A 20,299-nucleotide genomic window follows, 5' to 3' on the forward strand; every position below is an offset into this window, starting at 1 on the left:
GTTCAGCGCGGCTTGCCGGCCGCCGAGGGAATCAGCACGCCGCGCACCCGGCCGGTCAGGTTGGCGACGCCGCTCAGGTTGTCGTAGTCGAGGTTGTCGGCGGTGAACTGATCGCTGCCGCGGATGAGCGTGACCGGCTTGTTCGAGGTCACGCGTTCGGTGTCGAGAAAGGCGTGCAGGAAATCGCCGCGGAACTCGAGGCGCGGCGTGCCCTTGCCGTTGGCTGCCACGACGGGGTCGCGGATGACGATGGCGTTGCCGAAGAGCTGGATCTCGCTGCCGTCGGAATTCGAGACGCCGCGATTGGCCGTGGCGTGGGTCGTGTAGCCCTGCGGCGAAATGGAGCGCATGCGCACGTCGTCGACCTCGACGGTGTCGGTGTCCGGATAGTGCCGGCCTTCCTTGCCGTGGAGTTCGCTGCGCAGGTCGCCGTTGGGCAGGAAATTCTTGATCACGAAGCCGCGCATGAAATAGTCGGCCTCGTGCGTGGGCGCGGCCTTGGCCGTGGGTTCGAGCAGCTTGGGTGCGTTGCGCACCAGCCAGTAGGTGCCGAGCGCGACGGCCGCCGTGAGAATGATGGGCAGGTAGATGGTGGCGCGGTCGAGAATGTCGCGCAGCAGGCTCCAGGCGTGCTTCATTGCCGGGGACCTCGGGCGGCGTCGAGCAGGCGCCGGTACTGGCCGCAGGCCGTCACCAGCAGGTCGCAAAACTCGCGCGCCGCGCCTTCTCCGCCGCGTGCGCGGGTGACGTAGTTGACCGCGTCGCGCACTTCGGCGTGCGCATTGGCGGGCGCGGCCGCGAAGCCGACGCGCGCCAGCACGGGCAGGTCGGGCCAGTCGTCGCCGATGGCCGCGGCCTGCAGCCAGCTAAAACCGAGCTCCTGGAGCATGGCTTCGGCCGCGGGCAGCTTGTCTTCCGTGCCGTAGCGCACGTGCTGGATGCCCAGCGCTTCGAGCCGCACGCGCAGCGGCTTGGAATCGCGCCCGGTGATCACCGCGGGCGTGATGCCCGCCAAGCGCAGCAGCTTGAGGCCGTAGCCGTCGAGGATGCTGAAGCGCTTGAGGGTTTCGCCGTGCTCGGTGAAATACACGCCGCCGTCGGTCAGCACGCCGTCGATGTCGAAGAACGCGATGCGCACGTCCTGCGCGGCGAGCAAGGTTTCGGCCTGGAAGTCGAGCGGCATCAGATGACCTTCGCGCGCATCAGGTCGTTGATGCTGAGCGCGCCGATCAGGAGACCTTCGGGGTCGACGATGAGCACGCTGGTGATGCGGTGTTCTTCCATCAGCTCGGCCGCCTCGACCGCCAGCGCCTCGGCGCGCAGGGTGCGCGGGCCGGGGTGCATGACGTCGGCCGCGGTCAGGCCGCGCAGGTCGCCGCCGGTCTCGACCTGCCGGCGCAAGTCGCCGTCGGTGAAGATGCCGATGGCGCGGCCCCGGGCGTCGACCACGGCGGTGGCGCCCAGGCCCTTGGAACTCATTTCGCGCATCAGCTCGCTGAGCGTTGCGGTCGGCGCCACGCGCGGCACTTCGTCGCCCGAGCGCATCACGTCGGCCACATGCGTGAGCAGCTTGCGGCCCAGCGCGCCGCCGGGGTGCGAACGCGCAAAGTCTTCGGAGCCGAAGCCGCGCGCGTCGAGCAGCGCCACCGCCAGCGCGTCGCCCATCGCCATCTGGGCGGTGGTGCTCGCGGTGGGGGCGAGGTTGAGCGGGCAGGCCTCCTTGGCAACGCCGGCGTCGATCACGATGTCGGCGTGGCGCGCGAGGGTGGAATCGATGCGGCCGGTCATGGCGATGAGGGGCACGCCCTGGCGCTTGACCACCGGCAGGATCACGGTGAGTTCGTCGACCTCGCCGCTGTTGGAGATGGCCAGCACCAGGTCGACCTGCTTGATCATGCCGAGATCGCCGTGGCTGGCCTCGGCCGGATGGACGAACATGGCCGGCGTGCCGGTGGAGGCCAGGGTCGCCGCGATCTTGCGGCCGACATGGCCGCTTTTTCCCATGCCCATGACGACCACGCGCCCGCGCACGTCGAGGATCTTGCGCACGGCGTCGACGAAGCTCGGGCCCACGCGCGACTTGAGGCCGAGCACGGCATCGGATTCGATGTCGAAGGTGGCGCGCGCCCGCGCCAGGATTGCGTCGGCGTCGACCACGGGGGGCAGGGGAGCTGAACTCATCGGCGGATTTTACGGGCCGGCCGGCGCGCCCCGCCGCCCGGTACAAGCAGCACGCTCGGGGCATGGACATTGCTCTAGCATCCGTCCATGTCCTCGTTCGATCTCACGCTGATGTATTTGCTGGCCGCAGTGCTCGGCGTGGTGGTCTGCCGCTCGCTGAAACTGCCGCCGATGCTGGGCTATCTGTCGGCCGGCGTGCTGATCGGGCCTCATGCGCTGGCATTGGCGCAGAACTCCGAGGCCATCCGCCACCTGGGCGAGTTCGGCGTGGTGTTCCTGATGTTCGTGATCGGGCTGGAATTCAGCCTGCCCAAGCTGCGCGCCATGCGCAAGCATGTGTTCGGGCTCGGCCTGCTGCAGGTGCTGCTGACCATGGCGATCGCCACCGCGGGGGCGTTGCTCATCGCCTCCCAGCTGCCGCCGGTCTGGCGGCTCGGATGGCAGACGGCGCTGGCGCTGTCCGGCGCACTCACGATGAGCAGCACCGCGATCGTGGTCAAGCTGATGGCCGAGCGGCTCGAGCTCGAGAGCGAACACGGCAAGCGCGTGATGGGCGTGCTGCTGTTCCAGGATCTGGCGGTGGTGCCGCTGCTGGTGCTGATTCCCGCGCTCGGCGCACCGCCCGAAGCGCTGGCCAAGGCCATCGGCCTTGCGCTGGTGAAAGCCATCCTGCTGGTCGGGCTGCTGCTCTACGGTGGGCCGCGCATCATGCGCTGGTGGCTCACGCTCGTCGCACGGCGGCGCAGCGAGGAGCTCTTCATCCTGAACGTGCTGCTGGTCACGCTCGGCCTGGCCTGGCTCACCGAACTGGCCGGCCTGAGCCTGGCGCTGGGCGCCTTCATCGCCGGCATGCTGGTGTCGGAAACCGAATACAAGCACCAGGTCGAGACCGACATCCGGCCGTTCCACGACGTGCTGCTGGGCCTGTTCTTCATCACGGTGGGCATGTCGCTCGACTGGCACATCGTGGTGGAGCGATGGGCGCTGGTGGCCGTGCTGCTGCTGCTGCCGCTGGCGTTCAAGCTGGGTCTGGTGACGGTGCTGGCGCGGGTGCTGGGCGCCACCTCGGGCGTGTCGCTGCGCACCGGCCTCTACCTGGCGCAGGCCGGCGAATTCGGCTTCGTGCTGCTGGCGCTGGCGCAGGAACGCAGCCTGCTGCCGCCGTGGCTGGCCCACCCGGTGCTGGCCTCGATGGTGCTGTCGATGCTCGCCACGCCATTCATCGTGATGTACACCAACGCCATCGTGCGCAAACTGGTGGCGAGCGACTGGCTGCAGCAATCGCTGCAGATGACCAGCATCGCGCGCAAGACCATCAATACCGCGAAACACGTGATCATCTGCGGCTACGGGCGCTGCGGCCAGAACCTGGCGCGCATCCTGGAGCGCGAAGGCATTCCCTACATGGCGCTGGACCTCGACCCCGACCGCGTGCGCCAGGCCGCCGCGGCGGGTGACTCGGTGGTGTTCGGCGACGCGGCGCGGCTGCAGGCGCTGATGGCGGCCGGCCTGGCCCGCGCCAGCGCCGTGGTCGTGACCTACCTCGATGTGCCGGGCGCCATGAAGGTGCTGGCCAACATCCGCGCCCACGCGCCTCAGGTGCCGGTGATCGTGCGCACGCAGGACGATCTCGATCTCGAGAAGCTGCAGGCGGCCGGCGCGACCGAGGTGGTGCCCGAGGCCATCGAAGGTTCGCTGATGCTCGCGAGCCATGCGCTGGCGCTGGTCGGCGTGCCGATGCGGCGCGTGATCCGGGTGGTGCAGGACCAGCGCGATGCGCGCTACAACCTGCTGCGCGGCTACTTCCACGGCGCGGATGACGACAACGCCGACGAGCTCGACCACGAGCGACTCAACACCTTCACGCTCACCCCCGGCGCCCGCGCCGTCGGCCAGACCCTGGCACGGATGGCGCTCGAAACCCTGGGCGTGCGCGTCGCCAGCCTGCGCCGCCACGACGGCCAGAACCAGGTGTTCACCGGCGACACGGTGCTGACCGACGGCGACACGCTCGTCCTGTGCGGCAAACCCGCCGCCCTGGCCGTGGCCATCGAGCGGCTGCAAAAAGGCTAGACCTTCGCTCTGACAGAGAGGAGAAGGCTCCTTCCAGGGATACCGCGGAACCGGCTTTGCCGGGCCGCTGGTATCGCCCCCGGTAGGGGGATGGCGAAGGCGACACGAAGTGCGCCGCAGCTTGGGGGCGAGTTAATTGCTCAGCGTGGGATTGCGCTTTTCTTCCTCGATCCTCTGCTGCCGGCGCACCGCTTCGCACTGCGCGTGCGCCCTGTATTCAGGCTTGACGCACTGCGCAGCCATGCACTGAGCCTTCGCGATGAAGTTCCGATCGCCGCAGAGGGCCAGCGGATCGGCCGGTGCCGCCGGTGCCGGAGACGAAGGTGGCGCGACGGCTGGGGCCGGTGCGGGCTCGGTCGCGCCGGATGGCGAGAGTGCCGCTGGCGCCGGCTTGCGCGACTTGGCCGTGACGGGTGGCGGCTTGGGATTGGCCGCGGCCGGCGCGTCGGTCGCCGGGGCCGATGCCGCCGTTTCCGCGGCTGGCGCCTCGGCGGCAGGAGGTTCCGGCAGCGCTGCGGCCGGCCCGGGCAGCGAGGCGGGTGCAGCGGCCGGCTCGGGACGCACCGCAGCCGGAGGAGTCGCTTCGGATGGCCCGCTGGTCCCGTAGCCGTACCAGCCGGCCGCGATCATGAGCAATCCCACGGCCAACAGCGCGCCCCACAGCCACATGCCGCGCGAGCGCAATGCCTTCTTCTGTGCCTCGGCACCGGCGGACCGCCGCCTGGCTCCGGAAGAAGAAGATTTCTTCTTCGCACGGGCATCCCGCTGGCGGGAGGGGAGCCGGTCGGAAGACCCCGGCAGGACGATGACGGTCTTGTCGTCGTCCGGCAGCCTGGCGCTGGCGGAAGGTGCTGCGCTGGCCGCGTAGGCGCCGGCTTCGAAAAGCCCGCCCGGGATCGTGGGCGCACGCAGTTGCGCGGGCGCCGTGGCCGCCCACTCGCGCTCCGATCTGCTGCCGGGGGCCGGAGCCGGCACCATCGGCGCGGGTGCCGCGGGCGCCAGCTTGCCGCCGCAGCTCCTGCAGAAATGGGCGCCCTCGCGGTTCTCCGCGCTGCACACCGGACAGATCAAGGCCATGACGACTGACTTCTAAGGGGGGAAACGATTTCGAGAAAACAGGAGGCGAAGAGCCGTCGGAGCCGAACTGCGGAGCGAGCCGGCAGGCCGATGCTCAGGTCACCGCGACGCGCTTGGACCGGTGTGCCATGCGCTTGGCGATCACCGCGCCGAGCCCCATGGCAATTTCGAGGGCCAGGTTGGGCTGCCGATTCGACATTTCCGCGAAGCGGATCGCCGTGAGGCGCCACACGCGGCCGGCTCCGGTAACCACCACATTGGCGGAATGCGGCTGGCGCGAGAAGAAGGAGCCTTCGCCCACCACCGCGCCAGGCATGAGCACGGCCAGCTTCATCTGCTCCTTGCTGCTCACGCGGTGCACGCTGATTGCGCCGCTCTCGAGAAAGTACACCGATCGATCGTGCGTGCCCTGTTCGATGAGTACGTCGCCAACGCCGGTTTCAATAGGCTGCAGGTAGCCAGCCAGCGTTTCCCACTGTTGTACGTTGAGCGTCAACGCGAAGGCGTCGTTGCTGCTGTTGTCCGCGATTGCGCGGCTCAGGTTCTGGATGGACATGCTTTTCTCAACCCCCGCATCTGTGCCGGAGTATCCGCGAAGGGTGCTGTTTTCGGCTACAACTCTTTACGTTTTTCGGGCGGGCTGTCTCTATTTACCGATACAGAAGCGCGAAAAGATGACCCCCAGCAAGTCGTCGGCGCCGAATTCGCCGGTGATTGCATTCAGTGCGTTCTGCGCGAGGCGCAACTCCTCGGCCAACAGATCGAGCAACTGGGCCTGCGCCGCCAGATGGTCCGCGGCCAACGCCAGATGGATCTCGACCTGGCTCAGCGCCTGCACATGGCGCGTGCGCGCCAGGTAGACGCCCTCGGGCACAGCCTGCCAGCCGGCCATGGCCAGCAGCTGTTCGCGCAGCGCCTCGATGCCGGCGCCGGTCTTGGCGGACAGCGAGATCCCCCGGGCCGCACCGGCCGCGCCCGTGGTCGGCGCGGCGTCCTGCTTGTTCCAGACATCGAGCACCGGCACGCTCGCGGGCAGCTTCTGCCGCAGCCCGCGCAGGATCTCGGCGTCGGCGGCGGCGTACTCGGGCAGGCCGGCGCGCGTCAAGTCGTGCAGGAACAGCACGGCATCGGCACCCTCGATCTGGCCCCAGGCTCGGGCCACGCCAATCTGTTCGACTTCGTCGCTGCTGTCGCGCAGGCCGGCCGTGTCCACCACATGCAGCGGCACGCCGTGGATCTGGATGGTCTGCGACACCACGTCGCGCGTGGTGCCCGCCACCGCGCTCACGATGGCCAGCTCGGCACCGGCCAGCGCGTTGAGCAGCGAACTCTTGCCCGCATTGGGCTGGCCCGCGATGACCACCTTGATGCCTTCGCGCAGCAGCGCGCCCTGCTTCGCGCGCTGCTGCACCGCTGCCAGCTGCTCCTGCAGCTTCACCAGTTGCCCGGCCGCATCGGCTTTTTGGAGAAAGTCGATTTCCTCCTCCGGAAAGTCGAGCGTCGCCTCGACCAGCATGCGCAGATGGATCAGCGCGTCGCGCAGCGCGTGGATCTCGCGCGAAAAGGCACCCGAAAGCGAGCGCCCGGCGCTGCGCGCGGCCGCCTCGGTGCTGGCGTCGATCAGATCGGCAATGGCCTCGGCCTGGGCGAGGTCGATCTTGCCGTTGAGAAAGGCGCGCTGGCTGAACTCGCCCGGCTCGGCCACGCGCAGGCCCGGCAAGCGCGGCCGGCCGGTGACCGGATCGGGCTCGGCGGCGGCCTCGAGGCAGCGCGCCAGCAGGAGCTGCAGCACGACCGTTCCGCCGTGGGCCTGCAGTTCGAGCACGTCCTCGCCGGTGAACGAATGGGGCGAGGGAAAGTGGATGGCCAGGCCATGGTCGACCGGCTCTGCGGCCGCGTCGCGGAAGGGAAGGTAGGTGGCTTCCCGCGGCCTCAGCGGCCGGCCGCAGAGCGCGTCGATCAGCGGCGAGAGCCGGGCGCCCGACACCCGCACGATGCCCACCGCCCCGCGACCCGAAGCGGTGGCGATGGCGACGATGGGATCGGTGGTGCGGGCGAAGGTCATGGAAGTGCGATTCTTTCAGCAAAAAGCAAAGGGCCGCGGAGGCGGCCCTTTGCTGGAGATCTGCGGGTGGCGGCCTACTTGCCCAGCACGCCCAGCCGCTTGTTGATGAACCACTGCTGCGCGATCGACAGCACGTTGTTGGTGATCCAGTACAGCACCAGGCCGGCCGGGAAGAAGATGAACATCACGCTGAACGCGAGCGGCATGATCCACATCAGCTTGGCCTGCATCGGATCGGGCGGCGTCGGGTTGAGCCAGGTCTGGAACAGCGAAGTGAGCGTCATCACGACCGGCAGGATGTACCAGGGGTCCGGTGCCGACAGGTCGGTGATCCAGCCGATCCACGGCGCGTGGCGCATTTCGACCGACGACAGCAGCACCCAGTAGAGCGCGATGAACACCGGGATCTGGATCACGATCGGGAAGCAGCCGCCCATCGGATTGACCTTCTCGGTCTTGTAGATCCGCATCATTTCCTGCTGCATTTCCTGCGGCTTGTCCTTCAGCCGCTCGCGCATTTCCATGATCTTCGGGTTGATGGCCTTCATCTTGGCCATGCTCGCGTAGGCCTTGGCGTTGAGCCAGTAGAAGGCCGCCTTCAGCAGCACCACCAGCGCCACGATGGCCCAGCCCCAGTTGCCCAGGATGCCGTGCAGCTGGTTCAGCAGCCAGTACAGCGGCTTGGAGATGATCGCGAAGATGCCGTAGTCCTTGACCAGGTCGAGGCCCGGTGCGATGGCTTCGAGCTTCTTTTCTTCTTCCGGGCCCGCGAACAGCGCGCTGTTGATCACCTGGGTCTGGCCCGGGGCGATCTTCGGCAGCGTGGCCACCATGGCGACGGTGTAGAGGTTGTCGCCCAGGTCCTTCACGCGGAATTCGCGCCTGAGCTGTTCGCTGGCCGGGTCGCCCTTGAGCAGCCAGGCCGACACGAAGTAGTGCTGCACCATCGCAATCCAGCCGTCATTGGCGGGCGGCGGCGGCTCGATCTTGCCCTTGGCAATGTCCTTGAAGTCGAGCTTGTGGAACTTCTTCTCGTTGGTGTATGCGGCCGGACCGGTGAAGGTGTTGGTGCCGAACATGGTGCCGGCGGCCACCGTGCCATGGCGCAGCAGCTGCATGTAGAGCTGTGCATCGCGCGGCTGGTCGCTCACGTTGACGACCTCGTGGCGCACGCCGATGGTGTAGTCGCCGCGGTTGAACACGTAGGTCTTGACGTACTTCAGGCCGCCGACGGGCGCGCTTTCGAAGCTCACCTCCAGCGTATTCTGGCCCGAGGCCATTTCGCGCGGACCGGCCTTCGGCGCCATCGGCGTCAGGTGGTTGGGGAATCGGTCGCCGGAGTCGACGGGGTTCAGCAGGCCGGTCTGCGCCACGTAGCGGGTGGCCGGGGAGGCGTTCTCGAACAGCACCACGTGCTTGGTGCGGTCGGCTTCGTCGTACTTGAGCAGTTCGAGGTAGTTGACCGTGGCGCCTTCGCTGTCGATCACCGCCTTGAACAGGTCGGTGGTCACGTTGACCTGCTCGCGCGGCGCGGCGGCCGCGGCCTGCGTGGGCACGGCGCCCGCGCTGCCGGCGGATGCGGTTGGCACGCCATTGCTGCCGGCGGCCGGCGCGGTGCCTGCCGGGGCGGAGGCCACGGCGGCCGGCTTGCTCGACGGCAGGAAGGTCGGCTTGTTGCCGTTGAAGACCTGCCATTGGTCCCACAGCAGCACCAGCGAGAAACCAAAAATCACCCACAGGATCGTGCGGCGGATATCGTTCATGACGAAGACTTCTTGTCGGAGGAGAGAAGAGACGAAAACAGCGAGCCTGACTTGTCAGTGCGACGCCGTGATTTCGGTGGAACCGGATCGTGCCCGCCCTGGCACCAGGGCTGGCAGCGCGCGATGCGGTGCAGGGTGAGGTAGCTGCCCTTGAGCGCGCCGTGCACCTCGAGCGCCTCGATCGAATACACGGAGCAGGTCGGCGTGAAACGGCACGACTGGCCGAGCCAGGGGCTCAGCAGCAGGCGGTAGCCCTTCACGAGGCCGATCAGCAGGCGTTTCATGGGGAAGAGGAAGAAGAAGAGGGCGACGGCGCGCGCGCGGCGCGCGCCAGCAGTTGCTGGAGTTCGGCACGAACGGCGCCCTTGAGCTTGTCCGAAGAGGCGCTCACGAATTCCTTGCGGTCGAAACCCGCGCGCAGCCGCACCACGTGCGCGGCACGCGGCAAGCCGGCGCCGGGCGCGGCGCTCACGGTATAGATCTGGCGTTTGATGGCGTTGCGCGTGACCGCGCGGCGCGCCCAGCGCTTGGGCACCATGGCGCCCAGCCAGACATCGTCGGACGCGAACAGCGGTGCCGCACTCGACGAAAGATCGAGCGCACAGCGGTGCAATGCGAAATGAGCAGTGCGCGCCACGGTGGCACCTGCGAGGACGGCCTGGAATTGCGCGCGGGTCTTGAGCCGCTGCATGGAAGCCGGGCCGCGTCCGTCGTTGCTGGTCGGACCAGGAGCGCTGGCTGCAGGAACTGGCGCTGGCGGATCGGCGGCGGGCAACGGCAGGCGGACTGCCGTCAGACGGCCAGGCGCTTGCGGCCCTTGGCGCGGCGTGCGTTGATGACGGCACGGCCGCCGCGGGTCTTCATGCGGACCAGAAAGCCGTGGGTACGGGCGCGGCGGACTTTGGATGCTTGGTATGTGCGTTTCATGATGGTTCCTGATTCCCTGTTTCCGCAGGCGAAAAAGCCGCGGGCGCCGGAGAGCGTGTTTCGGATGAGCCCCCGAAAGACGCAATGAGGTTTTCAGGGAAACCCGCAATTATCGCAAACATTCGGCCCCCGAACAATCTTCGACTGGATTTGCGGGCCTTTCGCCGCCGCCGGCAGCGTGTGGATAAGGCTTTGACAAGTTAGAATGCCGAGCGCCTTCAGCAGAGAATATCCACAATACCTATACCAAATAATGCCCGAGGGTTTCACCATCTTTCCAAGCGCCCATGTCCACTGACGGCATCGGCGAAAGCCTCTGGCAGGCCTGCGTCGACCAGCTCGCGCAGGAGCTGTCGGAGCAGCAGTTCAACACCTGGATCAAGCCCCTGACAGCGCAGGTCGCGGACGACCTGTCGCGCATGACGGTGTTCGTTGCCAACCGCTTCAAGCTCGACTGGATCCGGGCCCAGTACGCCGGCAAGATTGCCGCCATGGCCGAGAAGATGTACGGCCAGCCTGTGGCCGTTGAGTTAGCGCTTGCTCCGCGAGAAGCACCCGTGCGTTCTGCCCCGGTTGCCGTGCTGGCTGAAACCGACGTGCCGCGCGACGTGGCCGGCCCGGGCGAGGAGCCGGCCGCCGCCGGCTTCAAGAACCGGCTGAATTCGGGCCTCACTTTCGACACGCTGGTGGAGGGCACGGCCAACCGCATGGCGCGCGCCGCCGCCATGCACGTGGCCGGCATGCCGGGCCATCTGTACAACCCGCTTTTCATCTACGGCGGCGTCGGCCTGGGCAAGACCCACCTGATGCACGCGGTGGGCAATCGGCTCCTGGCCGACCGCCCGGATTCCAAAGTTCTCTACATCCATGCCGAGCAGTTCGTCTCGGATGTGGTCAAGGCCTATCAGCGCAAGACCTTCGACGAGTTCAAGGAGCGCTACCACTCGCTCGATCTGCTGCTGATCGACGATGTGCAGTTCTTCGCCAATAAAGACCGCACGCAGGAAGAATTCTTCAATGCGTTCGAGGCCCTGCTGGCCAAGAAGTCGCACATCGTGATGACCAGCGACACCTATCCGAAGGGCCTGGCCGACATCCACGAGCGCCTGGTGTCGCGCTTCGATTCGGGCCTCACGGTGGCCATCGAACCGCCCGAGCTCGAAATGCGCGTGGCCATCCTGATCAACAAGGCCCGCGCCGAATCGGCCGAGATGCCCGAGGAAGTGGCCTTCTTCGTCGCCAAGAACGTGCGCTCCAACGTGCGCGAGCTCGAAGGCGCGCTGCGCAAGATCCTGGCCTACTCGCGCTTCAACCAGAAGGAAATCTCGATCGCCCTGGCGCGCGAGGCGCTGCGCGACCTGCTGTCGATCCAGAATCGGCAGATCTCGGTCGAGAATATCCAGAAGACGGTGGCCGACTATTACAAGATCAAGGTCGCCGACATGTACAGCAAGAAGCGCCCGGCCAGCATTGCGCGGCCGCGGCAGATCGCGATGTACCTGGCCAAGGAGCTCACGCAGAAGAGCCTGCCCGAAATCGGCGAGCTGTTCGGCGGGCGCGATCACACGACGGTGCTGCACGCGGTGCGCAAGATCTCGGGCGAGCGCCAGCAGCTCACCGAGCTCAACCAGCAGCTGCACGTCCTCGAGCAGACGCTTAAGGGCTGATCGCATGTCATCCAAAATGCCCCTCGCAACAGCGGAGAATGGCGTCTCACTGGCGGATTCAAAGAGATAAGAGAAGAGGAAGAAGACATGATCGTTTTGAAGGCAACCCAGGACAAGGTCCTCGCCGCGCTGCAATCGGTGGCGGGCATCGTCGAGCGGCGTCACACCTTGCCGATCCTGGCCAACGTGCTGATCCGCAAGACCGGCGGCCAGCTGCAGCTGACCACCAGCGACCTCGAGATCCAGATCCGCACCACGGCCGAACTCGGCGGCGATGAAGGCAACTTCACCACCACCATCGGCGCGCGCAAGCTGATCGACATCCTGCGCACCATGCCGGCCGACCAGACCGTTAGCCTCGAATCGAGCGCCAGCAAGCTGGTGCTCAAGGGCGGCAAGAGCCGCTTCACGCTGCAGTCGCTGCCGGCCGAGGACTTTCCGCTGGTGCAGGAGGCCGCCAACTTCGGCCCCGTGTTCAGCGTGCCGCAAAAGACGCTGAAGGACCTGCTCTCGCAGGTTTCGTTTGCGATGGCCGTGCACGACATCCGCTATTACCTGAACGGCATCCTGTTCGTGGCCGAGGGCAAGCAGCTGAGCCTGGTGGCCACCGACGGCCACCGGTTGGCGTTCTCGTCGGCCACGCTCGACGTCGAAGTGCCGCGCCAGGAAGTCATTCTTCCGCGCAAGACCGTGCTCGAGATGCAGCGCCTCTTGTCGGACGCCGAAGGCGCCATCGAGATGCAGTTTGCGAACAACCAGGCCAAGTTCAGCTTCGGCGGCATGGAGTTCGTCACCAAGCTGGTCGAGGGCAAGTTCCCCGACTACAACCGCGTGATTCCCAAGAACCACAAGAACAGCGTCACGCTGGGCCGCGCGCCGCTTTTGGCCAGCCTGCAGCGCACCGCCATCCTGACGAGCGAAAAGTTCAAGGGCGTGCGCCTGAACATCGAGCCCGGCACGCTGCGCATCGCATCGAACAACGCCGAGCAGGAAGAGGCGCAGGACGAGCTGGACATCGACTACGGCGGCGACGCCATCGAGATCGGCTTCAACGTGACCTACCTGATCGACGCGCTGTCCAACATGGGCCAGGACATGGTCAAGCTGGACCTGGCCGACTCCAACAGCTCGGCCCTGTTGACCATCCCCGAGAACGCATCCTTCAAGTATGTCGTGATGCCGATGCGAATCTAGAAGACAGAAAACACAGCGCCTTGCGCAGACAGCCCGCGGCCCTCCGCGGGTTTGCGCTTTCAAGAGGCGGCGAAATGAGCTTTTGAGAGCCCGAAAAATCACGTGAATGCCGTGAGCGATAGAGGAATATCCGAATGAGTGCCGAAGAAAACAAGCCCGAAGTACCCCACACCGAGCCGGTCTACACGCCCGAGATCGAGAGTGCGGTGCCGATCGAGATCACGCCCGCCGACACCAGCTACGGCGAAGGCTCGATCACGATCCTCGAAGGGCTCGAGGCGGTGCGCAAGCGCCCTGGCATGTACATCGGCGATACCTCCGACGGCACGGGCCTGCACCACCTGGTGTTCGAAGTGGTCGACAACTCCATCGACGAGGCGTTGGCCGGCCACTGCGACGACATCGTCGTCACCATCCACAGCGACAACTCGATTTCCGTCACCGACAACGGCCGCGGCATTCCCACCGGCGTGAAGATGGACGACAAGCACGAGCCCAAGCGTTCGGCCGCTGAAATCGCGCTCACCGAGCTGCATGCCGGCGGCAAGTTCAACCAGAACAGCTACAAGGTGTCGGGTGGCCTGCACGGCGTGGGCGTGAGCTGCGTGAACGCGCTGAGCGTGAAGCTGCGCCTCATCGTGCGCCGCGAAGGCAAGATCCACGAGCTCGAGTTCAGCCGCGGCTTCGTGCAGAACCGTTTGCTCGAGACCGTGAACGGCTTCGAGGTCTCGCCGATGAAGATCATCGGTGACACCGACAAGCGCGGCACCGAGGTGCACTTCCTGCCCGACACCGAGATCTTCAAGGAAAACGCCGATTTCCATTACGAAATCCTGAGCAAGCGCCTGCGCGAGCTGAGCTTCCTGAACAACGGTGTGCGCATCCGCCTGCTCGACGAACGCACCGGCAAGGAAGACGACTTCTCGGGCACCGGCGGCGTGCGCGGCTTCGTGGAGTTCATCAACAAGGGCAAGACCGTCCTGCATCCGAACTCGTTCTATGCCGCTGGCGAAAAGCCGGCCGACACCTACGGCGGCATCCCGGGCACGCACATCGGCGTCGAAGTGGCGATGCAGTGGAACAGCGGCTACAACGAGCAGGTGCTGTGCTTCACCAACAACATTCCGCAGCGTGACGGCGGCACCCACCTCACGGGCCTGCGCGCCGCGATGACCCGCGTCATCAACAAGTACATCGAAGAAAACGAGTTCGCCAAGAAGGCGAAGGTCGAAGTCACCGGCGACGACATGCGCGAAGGCCTGTGCTGCGTGCTGAGCGTGAAGGTGCCCGAGCCCAAGTTCTCGAGCCAGACCAAGGACAAGCTGGTGTCCAGCGAAGTGCGCGCGCCGGTGGAAGACATCGTCGGCCGCCTCCTGACCGATTACCTGCAGGAGCGCCCGAACGACGCCAAGATCATCTGCGGCAAGATCGTCGAAGCCGCCCGTGCCCGCGAAGCCGCCCGCAAGGCGCGCGAAATGACGCGCCGCAAGGGCGTGCTCGACGGCATGGGCCTGCCCGGCAAGCTGGCCGACTGCCAGGAAAAGGACCCCGCGCTGTGCGAGGTCTACCTGGTGGAGGGCGACTCCGCCGGCGGTTCCGCCAAGCAGGGCCGCGACCGGAAGTTCCAGGCCATCCTGCCGCTGCGCGGCAAGATCCTGAACGTGGAAAAGGCGCGCTACGAGAAGCTGCTCACCAGCAACGAAATCCTCACGATGATCACGGCGCTGGGCACCGGCATCGGCCGCGCGGGCGCCACCAGCGCGGGCGGCGGCGCCGACGACTTCAACGTCGCCAAGCTGCGCTACCACCGCATCATCATCATGACCGACGCCGACGTCGACGGCGCCCACATCCGCACGCTGCTGCTCACCTTCTTCTACCGGGCAGATGCCGGAGCTGGTCGAGCGCGGCCATATCTACATCGCGCAGCCGCCGCTGTACAAGGTGAAGGTCGGCAAGGAAGAGCAGTACCTGAAGGACGGCCCTGCGCTGGATGCCTTCCTGCTCAAGGTGGCGCTGAAGGATGCGAGCATCGAGACCGGCGGCCCGAACTCGACCACCCTCGCCGGCGACACCCTGGCCGAGCTCGCGCGCAAGCACCAGCTGGCCGAGGCCGTGATCGCGCGGCTGCGCAACTTCATGGATGCCGAAGCCCTGCGCGCCATTGCCGACGGCGTGGCGCTCGACCTCGACACCACGCCCGCGGCCGAAGCCTCGGCCGTGGCGCTGCAGGCCAAGCTGCGCGAGCTCAACACCACCGGCGTACCGGCCGAGGTGAGCAGCGAGTTCGACGCCCGCACCGACAAGCCGCTCTTGCGCATCAGCCGCCGCCACCACGGCAACATCAAGAGCAGCGTGCTCACGCAGGACTTCGTGCACGGCGCCGACTACGCCGCGCTCGCCGAAGCCGCCAACACCTTCCGCAACCTCTTGAGCAGCGAGGGCGCCACCGTCCGCCGCGGCGAAGGCGAACGCGCCAAGGAAGAAAAGGTGGCCGACTTCCGCATCGCGATGAAGTGGCTGATCGGCCAGGCCGAGAACGCCACTTCGCGCCAGCGCTACAAGGGCCTGGGCGAAATGAACCCCGCCCAGCTGTGGGAAACCACCATGGACCCGACCGTGCGCCGCCTGCTGCGCGTGCAGATCGACGACGCCATTGAAGCCGACCGCGTGTTCACGATGCTGATGGGCGACGAGGTGGAGCCGCGGCGCGAGTTCATCGAGCAGAACGCGCTGCGGGCGGCGAATATCGACGTGTAATAAGCGATCTCGCCGATGACACGGGAAGTGAAGACCGTGTCAGACAATTAAAAAAAAGCGCCTCAGCATTGCTGGGCGCTTTTTTTTATTTTTTCAGGTCCCCGAGCAGCTTGACCCGCCGCTTTGCGGGCCGGTGCTGCTCAGGCCTGCGTGCTCACTTCCCCTGTGCCTGCCCCAAGATGTCCACGACCACGCGGCGGTCCGGCTGCAGGCAGGCCACCAGGTGCGGCGAGCGCTGCAAGCCCTGGCAGTCGCGCGTCACCGGCTCGCGCTCGCCCATCGAGCGCACCTCCATCGGCGCGCGCACGCCCGCGGCCTTCAGGTAGTCGCGCACGGTGTTGGCGCGCTGCTGCGCCAGCCGCTCGTTGTAGGCCTCGCCCCCCAGCCGATCCGTATGGCCCGTGATTGTCAGGCTCTGCACCTGCATCTCCTGGCTTTGCAACGCACGGGCGAGCGTATCGAGCTCGGCGCGACCCTGCGGCAGCATGTCCGTCGCACTGGATCGGTCGAACTTGAACAGCGTGTCGGCGCTCAGGTTCACCCGCCGCGTCGTCGGTTGCGCAGGCACCGGAGCCGGGTTGGGGGCAGGCGCCGGCGTCACCACCGGCGTGAGCGCGCAGTTCTGCCCCTGGCACCAGTTGTAGCGCTCGTCGTGCAGGCTGCCGCAGCCTGCGAGGACGAGGGTGGCGAGAGCCGTGGCGCCGAGCGCCAGCAGTTTCGATGTGTTCTTCGTTTGCATGTGTTCTTTCCTTGGCGTTGTCTGTGATCCGGCGGCGCTCACCACGCCACCCGCACGCCCAGCTGCCCCGAGACGCCCTCGCGGCTCGTGCCGCTGAGCGAGCGCTGGTACTGCACCCCGCCGTACAGGTAGGCCATCCTGCTCAACGGCAGCTGCGCCCCCACACCCAGCTCGGCCCAGGTCTGCTTGGCCCATGCCTCGCTCACCGTGGTGTTGCCGATGGTCACGGCCTTCGGGTCCTTGAACTCGTGCAGCACATTGGCCGTCACGTAGAAGGTGTTGGTGCGCGTGAGCTTGTCGCCGCGCTCGGCCTTGTCGTTCCAGGACAGCCGCGCGCCCAGGCGCCCGCGCAGGCTCTGGCTGGTGAAGCCGTCCACCGAGGAGATGTTGTCCGCGAAGCCCCGGTAGCGCGTGACCTGGTAGCTCAGCTGCGCCTGCGGCTCGATCAGCCACTGGCTCTCGCCGATCTGCCAGGGGCGGCCCACCTCGGCGCTCAGGCCCGCGCCGGTGCCCTTTTGCGTGCCCTCGCCGCCGTACTTGTCGGTGTACTTGTTCTGCACCGCATGCAGCTGGCCGACCAGGTCCAGGTAGCTGCCGTTGTCGGCGTAGCGCGTGTGGTACGCGCCGAGCGTGGCCATCTGGCCCTTCATCTTGCCGGTGTCGTAGCCCATGCCCGCCTCGCCGCGGCGGCGGTCGCTGAAGTTCGTGCTGGTGCGCCCGTAGCCCACGCTGATGCCGGTGTGGCTGCGCGACTTGTCGCCGGCGTCGCCGCTGTAGCGCACCGCCAGGTCCTTGCCGAGCTGCAGGTACTGCATCTCCTGCTCGAAGCCGAACTGGCGCTTGCCGTCCAGGTCCAGGCGCTGCGCATGCAGGCGCATCCACATCTGGTCGGCGGGCGCCTTGTCGTCGCAGCCGCAGTGGTCCCACTTGAAGGTCTGCTGCTCGCCCACGCGCTGGTGCAGCGTGCCCAACAGGCCCAGGCCCAGCTCCTGGGTCGCGACCTGGCCCATCACGTAGCCGGCCACGGCGGGGCGCAGCACCTCGGGGGCGGGGACCGGAAGGGGCGTCGGGCTCGGGGCGCCGGGCACCGGAACGGGCGTGTTGTAGACGCTGCTCAGGTAGAAGCTGTTGGCATCGCCGTCGGTGCGGCCGCCGCGATGCAGGCCGTATTCGTAGGCGCCGGCCTGCACCGGGGCGGCCAGGGTGAAGTTGCCCTCCGAGGAGGTGCCGGCGACCTGGACCACCTGGATGCCGTTGACAGTGGCGGCGCCGGCGCCGCCGGCATTGGCCACGAGCACGCGGGTGGTGCCGCTGGTGTTGCCGTTGACCACCAGCTTGTCGGTGGCGCTGGCGTCGTTGCCCAATGCCGTATTGATCCTCACCAGACCGTTGGTGCCGGCGTAGTTGCCGTTGACCGTGAGCACATTGCCGGGCGTGCCGGCGGCGCTGCGCAGGTCGACCAGGCCGGCGTTGTGCACGTCGCCGGTGAGGGTGAAGGCCGGCTGGCCCATGAACACGCTGCTGGTCGGCTGGATGAACAGGCCCATGGGAGCACCGCTGGCGTCGGCACCGGCGCCAACCACCAGCGGAGCGCCGGCGAGCGTGAGGCGGGTGTTGTCGAGCGTGATGGTTTCCCAGTTGGCCAGCTGCGCGCCACCGGCGGTGGCGGTGACGCCCTGCAGGGTGAGCTTGTCGACCCAGCCGTCGGCGGCCGAGACGTCGTCGCCGCCGTCCAGGATCTGGCTGCCGTTGTAGCCGGCGGCGGACACCAGCGCGGTGTCGGAGCCGTTCTGGCCGTAGAAGCCGCCTGACAGAGTGCCGCCTGTCCAGGTGAAGTTGTCGTTGCCGTCACCGGCGCTGGCCACGCGGTCATCGCCGTAGATGTTGCCGGTGAAGCTGCCGCCGGTGAGCGCGAGGCTGTCGTTGCCCAAGCCCAGGATGGCATCGCCGGTCACTGTGCCGGCGGTGGTGACGACGGCATTGCCGCCGGTCTCGTCGATGCCATTCTTGTTGAGGTCGCCGTCGCGGATGGCAATGCCGGAGGCCGCGCCGTTGACCGTCGCCGCCGTGCCGATGTCGATGGTGCCACCGCCGGCAGCCGTGGTATGGATGGCCGCGGCCAGGCCCGATCCGCTGGTTACGGTGCCGCCGGTGACGTCGACATCGTAGGTGCCGCCGCTGCTGGAGGCCCAGAGGCCGTCGGCATTGGCGCCGGTGGTGGTCACAGTCCCGCCGCTCATCTGCAGCGCTGAAAGTCCCGAACCCAAGCTGCGGGCTGCGATGCCCGGTGCGTCGCTGCCTGTCGTGGTCACGGAGCCGCCCTGCAAGACCACGGCAGCCGTACCTGTGCTCGCCGCGTTGACGACAAAGCTTTGAACACCAAAGGAGTTGGTGCCATTACCGCTTGTACTGATGGCGCCGCCCGTTATCGCCGCCGTCGTATTGCCCAACCCAGAGGTGCTGGTCCTGAGACCACCAGAGAAGTTGCCCGACGAGACAATCTGGCCATCCGTCATCGTGACTTTGACGTCGGAGCTATTGGCCGCGTTCTCGATGGAGCCGACAAGGCCGTTGGATACCTTGCCACTCGTCGTGATGCTTCCACCGCTCATTAAAACTGTCACAGGGCCGAGACCATCGGTCAGGGCATAGCCGGCGAAGGTGTCGTCACCGGTGCTCGCGACGGTTCCACCCGTCATCGTCAGCGTCGTCGAACCGACACTGTTGACATTGTTGGACCTGGCTCGAATGCCTGACGCGGCGTGACCTCCGGTGAGAATGCTGCCGTTCGATAGCGTGGCAGTGGCCGCGCCCACGCCCGTGTTCTCTGCGTAGATGCCGAAGGCAGAATCCCCTGCGGTGGTGACCGTCGACGCTGCGGCATCCATGGTCGCCGTTGCCGCGGCCGTGCTGGCCGGGGTCAGGACAGCGGCCCAGATTCCGTAGCCGTTGCTGCCCTGGGTCGCGATGCTGCCACCCGTCATCGACGCGGTCGCGGCGCCCGTGCCGACGGCCAACGCGGCCAGCCCGACGCCGCCCGTTCCATTGGCGATCACCGTCCCCCCCGTCTGGCTGGCAATCGCGGCGCCGGACCCTGAACCGACTGCGACGACGGTCGAGCTGGCGCCGTTCGTCGTCGCTGTGCCGCCAGAAATGGTGGCGAAAGCCGTGCCGGAACCGAGTGTCTGGGCCACAACGACCGAGTTATTCAAGGCCTGTGTGGTGATAGTACCGCCCGTCATGGTGGCCACAGCATCGCCATTGCCGCGCGCCAGCGCATAAGCAGCGTGCGACCCGTTTGCCGGACTGGTGCCTGTACTGATCGAGCCGCCGTTCACCGTGACCGTCGCCGTGCCGGTGCCGCGCGTGTCGGCATACAGAGCCACAGAGGAACCTTGCTGGCCGGTGGTGGAGATGGAGCCGCTGTTGAGGATCGAGGTCGCGTTGCCGTTACCGTAGGCGACTGCGGTGGCGCCAGGAGCGTATTCGCCGACGGTGGTGATCTGCGCACCATTGATGACGACGCTCGCATTCCCGTTACCGGCCCCGGCTTTCGTTTCGGCCAGCGCAGCCCAAAAAGGACTGGCCCCAGTGTTGCCCGCAGGAGCGGTCACATTGATCGTGACAGGGCCATTGACTTCAATCTGTTGATCGCCTGCACCGCTACCGGTCGTATAAATAGCATGGGAGGTTGTCGTAGAGATGGTGAAGGGCGCCGCGGTGCCGTCCACGATGACTTTGATGTTGTCGGTGCCATACGCAATGCCGGTGGTGTTCGGGTTCGCGTCTCCCACTGGCGTTCCATCACCCTGGCACGTCACAGTTCCGCCTGAAACGACAGCACCGCACTCGT

General features: G+C 66.9%; 15 protein-coding genes and 1 pseudogene. 4 read left to right on the forward strand and 12 right to left on the reverse strand.

The annotated features are described in order from the left end of the window. Positions 1 to 2 precede the first annotated feature (2 nt). Genes lptC through QFZ47_RS12680 form a run of 3 tightly spaced genes read right to left on the reverse strand, consistent with a single transcriptional unit; the run spans position 3 to position 2,181 of the window. Positions 3 to 638: an LPS export ABC transporter periplasmic protein LptC gene (gene lptC, locus QFZ47_RS12670; protein WP_307655956.1), complete on the reverse strand. Its 636-nt coding sequence runs from the start codon at positions 636 to 638 to the stop codon at positions 3 to 5. After that, complete coding sequence (locus QFZ47_RS12675) at positions 635 to 1,183, reverse strand: KdsC family phosphatase (protein WP_307655957.1); 549 nt, start codon at positions 1,181 to 1,183, stop codon at positions 635 to 637. The genes lptC and QFZ47_RS12675 overlap by 4 nt, the downstream gene beginning before the upstream one ends. Next, positions 1,183 to 2,181: a KpsF/GutQ family sugar-phosphate isomerase gene (locus QFZ47_RS12680; RefSeq protein WP_307655958.1), complete on the reverse strand. Its 999-nt coding sequence runs from the start codon at positions 2,179 to 2,181 to the stop codon at positions 1,183 to 1,185. The genes QFZ47_RS12675 and QFZ47_RS12680 overlap by 1 nt, the downstream gene beginning before the upstream one ends. Positions 2,182 to 2,268: 87 nt before the next feature. Between QFZ47_RS12680 and QFZ47_RS12685 the strand changes: the two genes are divergently transcribed. Continuing rightward, positions 2,269 to 4,254, forward strand: coding sequence for a monovalent cation:proton antiporter family protein (locus tag QFZ47_RS12685; protein WP_307655959.1), 1,986 nt, complete (start codon positions 2,269 to 2,271; stop codon positions 4,252 to 4,254). Between the two features lie 132 nt (positions 4,255 to 4,386). Here the strand turns inward: QFZ47_RS12685 and QFZ47_RS12690 are convergent, their stop codons facing one another. The 7 genes from QFZ47_RS12690 to rpmH form a co-directional block, all read right to left on the reverse strand. After that, on the reverse strand, positions 4,387 to 5,331 hold the full coding sequence (locus tag QFZ47_RS12690; RefSeq protein WP_307655960.1) for a zinc ribbon domain-containing protein: 945 nt from the start codon (positions 5,329 to 5,331) through the stop codon (positions 4,387 to 4,389). 94 nt (positions 5,332 to 5,425) lie between these two features. Then, the gene (locus QFZ47_RS12695; RefSeq protein ID WP_307655961.1) at positions 5,426 to 5,887 is read right to left on the reverse strand and encodes a Crp/Fnr family transcriptional regulator; all 462 of its coding nucleotides are present in this window, start codon (positions 5,885 to 5,887) and stop codon (positions 5,426 to 5,428) included. Between the two features lie 90 nt (positions 5,888 to 5,977). Further along, a complete protein-coding gene (gene mnmE, locus QFZ47_RS12700; protein ID WP_307655962.1) occupies positions 5,978 to 7,396 on the reverse strand; it encodes a tRNA uridine-5-carboxymethylaminomethyl(34) synthesis GTPase MnmE in 1,419 nt (472 codons plus the stop codon). Positions 7,397 to 7,470: 74 nt separating this feature from the next. Then, positions 7,471 to 9,159, reverse strand: a complete 1,689-nt coding sequence (gene yidC, locus QFZ47_RS12705) for a membrane protein insertase YidC (RefSeq protein ID WP_307655963.1) — start codon at positions 9,157 to 9,159, stop codon at positions 7,471 to 7,473. Beyond that, positions 9,156 to 9,443: a membrane protein insertion efficiency factor YidD gene (gene yidD, locus QFZ47_RS12710; RefSeq protein WP_307655964.1), complete on the reverse strand. Its 288-nt coding sequence runs from the start codon at positions 9,441 to 9,443 to the stop codon at positions 9,156 to 9,158. The genes yidC and yidD overlap by 4 nt, the downstream gene beginning before the upstream one ends. Next, positions 9,440 to 9,850 (reverse strand): ribonuclease P protein component, encoded by a 411-nt coding sequence (locus tag QFZ47_RS12715; protein ID WP_307655965.1) that lies wholly within the window; start codon positions 9,848 to 9,850, stop codon positions 9,440 to 9,442. The genes yidD and QFZ47_RS12715 overlap by 4 nt, the downstream gene beginning before the upstream one ends. A gap of 101 nt (positions 9,851 to 9,951) precedes the next feature. After that, positions 9,952 to 10,086 carry a 50S ribosomal protein L34 gene (rpmH, locus tag QFZ47_RS12720; RefSeq protein WP_007834827.1) on the reverse strand — a complete coding sequence of 45 codons (135 nt, stop codon included), beginning with the start codon at positions 10,084 to 10,086 and terminating at the stop codon, positions 9,952 to 9,954. A 287-nt stretch (positions 10,087 to 10,373) separates the two neighbouring features. Between rpmH and dnaA the strand changes: the two genes are divergently transcribed. From dnaA to gyrB, 3 genes and pseudogenes are all read left to right on the forward strand, one after another. Continuing rightward, positions 10,374 to 11,753 carry a chromosomal replication initiator protein DnaA gene (dnaA, locus tag QFZ47_RS12725; RefSeq protein WP_124459781.1) on the forward strand — a complete coding sequence of 460 codons (1,380 nt, stop codon included), beginning with the start codon at positions 10,374 to 10,376 and terminating at the stop codon, positions 11,751 to 11,753. Between the two features lie 87 nt (positions 11,754 to 11,840). Next, positions 11,841 to 12,947 carry a DNA polymerase III subunit beta gene (gene dnaN / locus QFZ47_RS12730; protein WP_124960362.1) on the forward strand — a complete coding sequence of 369 codons (1,107 nt, stop codon included), beginning with the start codon at positions 11,841 to 11,843 and terminating at the stop codon, positions 12,945 to 12,947. A gap of 134 nt (positions 12,948 to 13,081) precedes the next feature. After that, a pseudogene (gene gyrB / locus QFZ47_RS12735) lies at positions 13,082 to 15,707 on the forward strand (DNA topoisomerase (ATP-hydrolyzing) subunit B). A 154-nt stretch (positions 15,708 to 15,861) separates the two neighbouring features. On the opposite strand, the gene QFZ47_RS12740 reads toward gyrB, so the two are convergent. Both QFZ47_RS12740 and QFZ47_RS12745 read right to left on the reverse strand, forming a co-directional pair. Further along, positions 15,862 to 16,446 carry an OmpA family protein gene (locus QFZ47_RS12740; RefSeq protein ID WP_307655966.1) on the reverse strand — a complete coding sequence of 195 codons (585 nt, stop codon included), beginning with the start codon at positions 16,444 to 16,446 and terminating at the stop codon, positions 15,862 to 15,864. 38 nt (positions 16,447 to 16,484) lie between these two features. Continuing rightward, positions 16,485 to 20,240, reverse strand: coding sequence for an autotransporter outer membrane beta-barrel domain-containing protein (locus QFZ47_RS12745; protein WP_307655967.1), 3,756 nt, complete (start codon positions 20,238 to 20,240; stop codon positions 16,485 to 16,487). Positions 20,241 to 20,299 lie beyond the last annotated feature (59 nt).

The sequence above is a fragment of the Variovorax paradoxus genome, from assembly GCF_030815975.1.
Classification (GTDB): Bacteria; Pseudomonadota; Gammaproteobacteria; order Burkholderiales; family Burkholderiaceae_C; genus Variovorax; species Variovorax paradoxus_N.